Source organism: Aneurinibacillus tyrosinisolvens, from assembly GCF_001015055.1.
Taxonomy (GTDB): domain Bacteria; phylum Bacillota; class Bacilli; order Aneurinibacillales; family Aneurinibacillaceae; genus Aneurinibacillus_A; species Aneurinibacillus_A tyrosinisolvens.
In genome coordinates, this window is sequence record NZ_BBWZ01000085.1 from 1 (window position 1) to 8282 (window position 8282).

Annotated in this window: 9 protein-coding genes; 8 read left to right on the forward strand and 1 reads right to left on the reverse strand. The window is 49.7% G+C overall.

Annotated elements, in window-relative coordinates; translation table 11 throughout:
• A partial coding sequence (locus tag MBEAL2_RS29870) for a LysM peptidoglycan-binding domain-containing protein (protein ID WP_152667961.1) occupies nucleotides 1-721 on the reverse strand: 721 nt, incomplete at its 3' end.
• Between the two features lie 143 nt (nucleotides 722-864).
• Here MBEAL2_RS29870 and MBEAL2_RS29875 point away from each other — a divergent pair.
• The 8 genes from MBEAL2_RS29875 to tgt all read left to right on the forward strand — a co-directional run.
• Nucleotides 865-1449 (forward strand): BofC C-terminal domain-containing protein, encoded by a 585-nt coding sequence (locus MBEAL2_RS29875; RefSeq protein ID WP_161798318.1) that lies wholly within the window; start codon nucleotides 865-867, stop codon nucleotides 1447-1449.
• A 180-nt stretch (nucleotides 1450-1629) separates the two neighbouring features.
• Entirely contained in the window at nucleotides 1630-2268 is a 639-nt protein-coding gene (ruvA, locus tag MBEAL2_RS28005; protein ID WP_047155473.1) for a Holliday junction branch migration protein RuvA, read from the forward strand.
• Between the two features lie 14 nt (nucleotides 2269-2282).
• Nucleotides 2283-3284, forward strand: a complete 1002-nt coding sequence (gene ruvB / locus MBEAL2_RS28010) for a Holliday junction branch migration DNA helicase RuvB (RefSeq protein WP_047155481.1) — start codon at nucleotides 2283-2285, stop codon at nucleotides 3282-3284.
• Nucleotides 3281-3496 (forward strand): DUF2905 domain-containing protein, encoded by a 216-nt coding sequence (locus MBEAL2_RS28015; RefSeq protein ID WP_047155474.1) that lies wholly within the window; start codon nucleotides 3281-3283, stop codon nucleotides 3494-3496. Before ruvB ends, MBEAL2_RS28015 begins: the two co-directional genes overlap by 4 nt.
• 37 nt (nucleotides 3497-3533) lie before the next feature.
• Nucleotides 3534-4370, forward strand: coding sequence for a lipoate--protein ligase family protein (locus MBEAL2_RS28020; RefSeq protein WP_047155475.1), 837 nt, complete (start codon nucleotides 3534-3536; stop codon nucleotides 4368-4370).
• Nucleotides 4371-4682: 312 nt separating this feature from the next.
• Nucleotides 4683-6122, forward strand: coding sequence for a SpoIID/LytB domain-containing protein (locus tag MBEAL2_RS28025; RefSeq protein ID WP_047155476.1), 1440 nt, complete (start codon nucleotides 4683-4685; stop codon nucleotides 6120-6122).
• Nucleotides 6123-6219: 97 nt separating this feature from the next.
• Entirely contained in the window at nucleotides 6220-7248 is a 1029-nt protein-coding gene (gene queA / locus MBEAL2_RS28030; RefSeq protein ID WP_047155477.1) for a tRNA preQ1(34) S-adenosylmethionine ribosyltransferase-isomerase QueA, read from the forward strand.
• 45 nt (nucleotides 7249-7293) lie between these two features.
• On the forward strand, nucleotides 7294-8282 hold a 989-nt coding region (gene tgt, locus MBEAL2_RS28035), incomplete at its 3' end, for a tRNA guanosine(34) transglycosylase Tgt (protein ID WP_047155478.1).

The window sequence follows — 8282 nt, forward strand, 5'->3', positions numbered from 1 at the left end:
GATATTCCGGCATCTGCGTATACGGTGCATTGTACATAGGTGTCATTATACCAGAATAGGCGCTGCTCTCGTCATAACAATGCTCCTGTTGCGGCATCATGGGGTAATGATATCCCTGCACCATTGGCATAGGAGGGTAGAGCGGCATCTGCTGTGGATATAAAGGCTGGCACATTGGGATTGGATACTGGGGCATCACAGGCGGCTGCATCACAGGTGCCTGCTGGACTGGCAATTGCGGTGCAGGCATTGGTGGTGTCGGCATTTGCGGAGTCTTTGGCATTTCCTTGGGCATTTGCTGGACTGGCAATTGCGGTGCCGGCATTGGTGGTGTCGGCGTTTGCGGAGCCTTTGGCATTTCCTTCGGCATTGCCGGTGCCTCCTGCGTTGGTGTCGGAGCAGGAGGGATCGGAATTTCTTTCATTGGAACCGGTACCGGCATCGGTGGTGCCTGCTGGATTGGCACCTCTTTTACCGGCTGTTCCTTTATGTGCATTGGCGGAATATGGATATTCATCTGGACCTGTGTGCCTGCTTCCTTTCCGGGTTTTGAAGGGTTGAGAGGCACGCTTTCGGTAGGGATTTTCACTTTCCATCCAGGAGAAATTTTATCCGGGTTCTTAATATGGCCATTTACTTTTTTTAGCGTTTCGAAGTCAACGTTGTATTTGTTAGCAATTTTCCAAAGGGTATCTCCCTTTTTCACAATGTGAATTTTCACAGTTTCGACCTACCTTTCTAAGCAAATTACGTTACATCATATGCATGGGTGGGCGTTTTGCCACGAAAGTTAGAATGGAGCGTATAAATTTTTTTCTCCTGGCAAAGATGGATACTAGAATAATAGGTAAAGAAGGGGTTTATGTGGCTTTGTTAAAAACTAGACTGCAAGCTAAGAAACGGTGGATTACTATTTTCCTTACCGGTTTCGTTTTTATTGCCATCACTGGCACTGGAACTTTCTATTTATTTAGAACAATCGAGAACATGAAAGGAAACGAAGCGGTGGCCAGATCTGTCGACGTCCTGCTTGTGCATAAATACGTGTGCGGGGAGACGGAGGAAGAAAGGCGAAAAGAAGTCATTACTTCTTCTGATGAGCTTCTCAAACGGTATACAGGCTGGAGCCTTGTTTCGCAAAAGAACGATAAATACACGTTTGAGAAAAAAGTGAACGATATTTCTGCCTACTGTAAAAAGCGGGGATATTTCGGAATCAACCGTGATGGTGAGCTTACCCTATTCGATGGCCTGCCAGAAAAAGGGCAGGTTATGCAAACCTTCTTCCAGTTGAACCAGAAAAAGCTTGAATCGAGCCTGCCGGTAGAGGAACTAGATCTTCTGCGCCACGGGATCCATGTCAATGATATAGCGGAGTACAACTCTATCATATCAACATACAGTGAGTTCTCAGATGAAGAGAAGGAAACGATGGCCCACCCGATGTAGGGGGAGCGGAAGAATGGGGACACAAGAAGTTTGCCATCCTGCATATAGGGGGCAAACATTCTTACGTCCCTTTTTACTGTGAAATAAAACATCTGCTGTATCGAAATATATGTTCGTATTTTGGCGGATAGTGTACAATAGAAAAAGGCAGTTTTTGCGGAGAAACGGGAGGACCGGTGCATGATTGATTTTATTGAAGGGCAAGTTGCCTATATTGAAACCGATAGTGTTGTTCTTGTAACGAATGGGGTCGGGTACCGCATTTTTTCAGGGAACCCATTCTATTATAGGCAGGGAGAAAAAAATACAGTTCGTATCTATACCCACCATTATGTAAGGGAGGATGCGATTCATTTATATGGATTTAAGGCAAGGAGTGAGCGGGACTTATTCCGCAAGCTGCTGGATGTATCGGGGATTGGGCCCAAGGGAGCGCTTGCGATTACATCAGCGGGAACACCAGAGCAAATCATTTCGGCGATCCGGCTGGAGAACATTGATTTTCTTACCCGTTTTCCCGGCATCGGGAAGAAAACAGCCCAGCGTATGGTTCTCGATTTAAAGGACAAGTTAAAGTCAGTTCCTATCATGGATACAAGTGTCGTGATGGTAGAAGGAGAGCCGCAGGCGGAAGACGGGACGTCGCTTTTCAACGCTTTCGACGAACCGAAGCAGGAGGCGATGGAAGCTCTGGGGGCGCTCGGATACAGCCCCGCTGAGATTCAGAAGGTTATGAAGAAATTAGAGAAAGACGGAGCAGATCTCGCATCAACGGATAAAATTATTAAGCGGGCGCTTCAGTTGTTTCTGACCACCTGAGGGAGGGATTGATGGTGGATGAACGAATGATTTCAGCAGAGATGCAAAATGAAGAATATACGATGGAGTACAGCCTCCGTCCCCGCTATTTTGCGGAATATATCGGGCAGAACCAGATTAAGGAAAACCTCAAGGTGTTTATTGAGGCGGCGAAGCTTCGCAGCGAGGCGCTTGATCATGTGCTGCTCTATGGGCCGCCGGGTCTCGGAAAAACGACGCTGTCCGCTATCATCGCCAATGAGCTTGGCGTAAAGATGAAGATGACGTCAGGCCCGGCAATCGAGCGCCCGGGTGATTTGGCCGCGATTTTAACCGGGCTTTCCGAAGGGGATGTCCTGTTTATTGATGAGATTCACCGGCTGGCCCGCAGCGTTGAGGAAGTGCTATACCCTGCGATGGAGGATTACTCGCTCGACATCGTCATTGGGAAAGGACCGGAGGCCAAATCGGTGCGGCTGGACCTTCCGCCTTTTACCCTTGTTGGCGCAACGACAAGAGCCGGCATGCTCTCGGCTCCGCTGCGGGATCGCTTTGGCGTCGTCAGCCGCCTCCAGTATTATACGACGGACGAGTTAACGTACATCGTAATGCGTGCGGCCGAGATCTTCGAAGTGGAAATTCGCGAAGAAGGAGCAGCGGAAATTGCGCGCCGTTCCCGCGGAACCCCTCGCATTGCCAACCGGCTGCTTAAACGTGTGCGTGATTTTGCCCAGGTGTGGGGCGATGGGGTCATCACCGGGGAGACGGCATGCCAGGCGCTTGAACGCATCCAGGTCGATAAAATGGGGCTGGATGATATCGATCATAAGCTCATTTTCTCGATTATGGATACATTCCGTGGAGGCCCGGTAGGCCTTGACACGCTTGCGGCAACGATAAGCGAGGAGAGCGCTACAATCGAAGACGTATATGAACCTTACTTAATGCAAATCGGATTTTTGCAGCGCACGCCGCGCGGCCGGATGGTTACGGCGCAAGCGTACCATTATTTTGGAAGAGAGGTGCCTGGCGCTTGAATCCAGTGGCGAAAGTCATGATTATCGGCGGGGTCGTGCTCATTATACTTGGACTTCTCTGGCAGGTAGGCGGGCGTTTTCTAAGCCTGGGCCGGCTGCCGGGAGATATCGTGGTAGAGAGGGATAATTTCCGTTTTTATTTTCCTGTCGCTACAAGCATCATTTTAAGTGTGGTCCTTTCGTTGATTTTTTATCTGTTTCGTTTTTTTTAAATAGCGGTTACTTCACATGTAAGCGAGGACAATGGGGATGCTAACTACACAATACTTATTCGGGCAGAAGGAGTGGAGGGTCATCGATCAAACGAAAACCCACCCCTCCTTTCATGCGTTGTATTCCTTTGCGATGGATGACACCCTGTGCACGTCCGTTAGCGGAAAAAGGAGCCCGGCAACGATTCGGGCCTGGGTCCACCATAATAATGTGGTGCTGGGCAATGTTGATTACAAGCTCTCAGGCATTGCGGAAGGGCTTGCCTATTTATCGGAGCACGGGTATATGCCTATTGTAAGAAACTCGGGAGGCTCCGCCGTCGTGCTCGATGCCGGTGTGTTGAACCTTTCGATCATTTTGCCAACAGAAGACGCCTTCACCGATATCAATGCAGGGTACAGGGCCATGGTAGAGCTCGTGCGGCTTCTTCTTGCGCCGTACAATACAGAGGTTGATACGGGAGAGGTTGCCGGTTCTTACTGCCCGGGGGATTTTGATATTAGCATCGGCGGAAGAAAATTCGGCGGCCTGGCACAGCGCCGGCGAAGGGGCGCGGTTGCCGTGCAGGCATTTCTTCTTGTTGAAGGAAGCGGTGCGCAGAGGGCTGAACTCGTCCGGGATTTCTATGGGGCGGCTGCGAATGCAAGTGATACGTACCCGCTCGTTTCTCCCGGCATCGTGGCTTCCCTGTCCGAACTCATTGGGATAGGGATTAGCTACGGCGAAATGATGGAACAGCTTCTGCGGTTATTGGAAGTCCGTTCCGAACGGTTGATTCAGACACAGCTCCTGGAAGAGGAAACAGAGGAGTTTACCAAAAATATAGACAGCATGAAGGCGAGAAACCCGCATCTGGATTTTGCGGAAAAATAATCGAGAGAAGGAATAAATCATGTCAATTCCAGCAATGATAGGAGTCGTAACAATCGCTTCTTTTGCGGTAACAGCCCTATTGTTTAATTTTATTAAACGCTTTTAATCCGTTCAGATAACGATCGCAAGACCTTACAATCCTGGAATGCAAGAAAAACATCGCGAGGCTATGAGCGCGATGTTTTTTTATTGTTAAGGGAGAGACATTTAGTATAGTTATACGTTAAATTAATAGAATGGTGAAATCTTCATTTTTTACTAGAATATTCACCACACTATACTAAATTTATACAGGGGAAGGTTGAGATAGGGTTGAAACCGGGAAAAGTATTATTGCTATTGCTATTGCTTAGTTTGAGCTTGCTTCTGCCGTTTGCCCGTCCGGCATATTCGGCGGAAGAATCCCAGGTGCGGGTAGAGCTTACCGCGCCGTTTTTGCTAGGAGCATCAGAAGTGCTTTCTAATGTTTCGTTTATGCCGCAGACAGATTACATACTGGAGGGAAACGAGAGTATATCGCTTGCAGCGGGTCAAATCTACAATATATCCCTGCAGAATGGAAAACTGAGCCTCTACCAGAATGACGGAATGGTTCCTCCTATTGCTTTACTGCAGGACCAGGTATCTATTAAAATCGTTCCGGCAGATGCAGGGCTTGCAGATAATATGATTCAGCTTACGGGGAAAAAAGAAGCGCTCAAATACCGGGAGGCAATGGAATTCAGGGCAGGTACAAAAAACTCCCTTCCTACGATTAAGCCGATTAATATCGTTGGCACCGAGAATTACCTCAAGGGTGTTGTCCCGAGGGAGATGAGCGATTCATGGGAGCTGGAGGCTCTGAAGGCCCAGGCGGTTGCCGCCCGCACATACGCGGCAAATGCAATGAAGCTGAAAAAGCCGGCCGAATACATTAATGACACCGACCAGTACCAGGTATATGCGGGAGTTAAAATCGAAGGCCCTAATTCGGCGCAAGCGGTAGAAGAAACGGCCGGACAGGTTCTTACATATAACGGAAAATTGATATCCGCTTTATACAGTTCAAGCAACGGGGGCTATACAGAGACACCGGATAATGTATGGAAAAGCAATGCGGCAGGAGCCTATCCGTATTTGCTTGCAAAACCGGATCCGTATGATGTCAAAATATCTCCCGCCGTTAAGGATTGGAATTGGCAGAAGAAAGCGAGCATGGAGGAAATCAGGCAAAATCTTATCCGGGCAACGAAAATAGATGTCGGGGCGATTCGAAATGTAGAACTGCGTGCCGCCTACCCGTCACAGCGGGTGGCCGACCTTACAATCGAAGGGGACAAAGGGGCGGTAACATTGACTAAGGATCAGGCCCGCACTGCACTTGGCCTGCGGAGCGCTCTCTATACGATTAAAGCTGAAGCGGCACCGGCCGCTGTTTTGCCAGCCACAGTACCTATTAAGGGGGCTGCAGGACAGGCGCAGAAACCGGTAAATGAACTTGCGGTTACAAACGGCAGCACTGTTAAAAAGGTGCCGGCCGCAGAGATTGTGATTGAAGGGGCAGCCGGGCAAACGGCCATTCTTCCAAACAAGCCGCAGGCAGGCGTTCCTATCTCCGTCACGTTTACAGGAAAAGGCTGGGGACATGGTGTGGGGATGAGCCAATTCGGAGCTAAGCAGATGGCGAAAGACGGAAAAACATATACAGACATCCTGGACTTCTATTATACGAACGTACAGCTTGCTGAAAACTATGGAAACCGGCAATACTAAGATAAATTCGGATTTCTTGCATGAATAAGGAAAAATCGGTATCATAGATAGCGTCTCAATAAGGGGACGAATCAACGGAAAAGTCGAGGGATATCTAGTGAACGTCAACGATTTTGACTTTACCCTGCCTGAATCGTTAATTGCGCAAAATCCACTGCAAGACCGAACCGGATCGCGCCTGCTCGTTCTCCACAAGGAAACGGGCCAAACGGAGCATAGGCAGTTTACTGATTTAAAAAAGTACATAAAAGCCGGCGACACCCTTGTATTAAATGATACAAGGGTGGTTCCTGCCCGGCTTTTTGGTGTGAAAGAGGGAACCGGGGCGCATATTGAAGTGCTGCTGCTTAAGGCACTCGGAGATGACCGGTGGGAGACGCTCGTCCGGCCGGGGAAGCGCATCAAGCCCGGTGCCCGCATTCAGTTTGGCGATGGATTGCTTGTGGGAGAATGCCTTGAGGAAACAAAGGTGGGCGGCAGAATTATGCGTTTTACGTATGAAGGGATTTTTAATGAGCTACTGGACCGCCTTGGCGAAATGCCGCTCCCGCCTTATATTAAGGAACAGCTTGAAGACAGCGAACGTTACCAGACCGTGTATGCAAAGCACCGCGGTTCGGCGGCGGCTCCTACGGCAGGCCTGCACTTTACGGCAGAGTATTTGGAGGAGCTGAAAGCGAACGGTGTGAACCTTGCTTTCATTACACTCCACGTAGGTTTGGGAACGTTTCGCCCGGTTGCTGCCGATGTGATTGAGGAGCATGAAATGCATAGTGAATTCTATCGGCTCGATGAGGAGAATGCGCGAATTATTAATGAAACGAAAGAACGGGGCGGACGCGTCATTGCGGTTGGAACAACCTCCTGCCGCACGCTGGAAACCATCGGACAGAAGTACGGCGGAGAGCTGCGGGCAGAAGAGGGGTGGACGGATATTTTTATTTACCCAGGGTATACCTTCTCGGTGATTGATGGCTTGCAAACGAACTTCCATTTGCCCAAGTCTACGCTTGTTATGCTCGTCAGCGCACTGGCCGGGCGGGAAAATATCCTGCGCGCATATGAGGAAGCAGTACAGCAGGAATACCGGTTTTTCAGCTTTGGTGATGCAATGCTTATTATTTAAGGGAATACTAAGCTTTATATGTTTACCTTATAGGAGGATACACAATTGGCAGTACGTTACGAATTAATTAAAACGTGTAAGCAAACAGGGGCCCGGATCGGAAAACTGCACACCCCACACGGAACGATCGACACACCCGTATTCATGCCGGTAGGAACGCTCGCTACGGTAAAGGCAATGAGCCCGGAAGAGCTGAAGGAAATGGAGGCGCAGATTATTTTAAGCAATACCTACCATCTGTTTCTCCGCCCCGGCCACGAGATTGTTGAAGAGGCTGGCGGGCTCCATTCTTTTATGAACTGGGACCGTGCCATTCTGACTGACAGTGGCGGCTTCCAGGTATTCAGCTTAAGCAATTTGCGGGAGATTGACGAGGAGGGTGTATCCTTTCGCTCGCATTTAAACGGGGAAAAACTGTTTATTGGACCGGAAAAAGCGATGGAAATTCAGAATGCGCTTGGAGCGGATATTATTATGGCGTTTGATGAGTGTGCACCCTACCCTGCGGAGCCTGAGTATGTAAAACCATCAATGGAGCGGACGACCCGCTGGGCAGAACGCTGTCTCAAGGCTCATAAGCGGCCGCATGACCAGGCGTTGTTCGGCATCGTTCAGGGGGGGATGTACCGGGAACTGCGCGAGCAGAGCGCAAAGGAAATTACATCCCTTGACTTTCCGGGCTATGCAATCGGGGGCTTAAGTGTAGGAGAGCCGCACCACATGATGTTTGAAGTGCTCGACTACACCGTACCGCTGCTTCCGGCGAATAAGCCGCGGTATTTAATGGGGGTTGGCTCACCGGATGCACTCATTGAGGGCGCCATACGCGGAATCGATATGTTCGACTGTGTGCTGCCAACCCGCATTGCCCGTAACGGTACGTGCATGACGAGCCACGGAAGGCTTGTCATCCGGAACGCGAAATATGCGCGTGACTTTACGCCGCTCGACCATCATTGCGATTGCTATACGTGCCGTAACTACTCGCGCGCTTACATCAGGCACCTCCTTAAATGCGATGAAATACTGGGCAT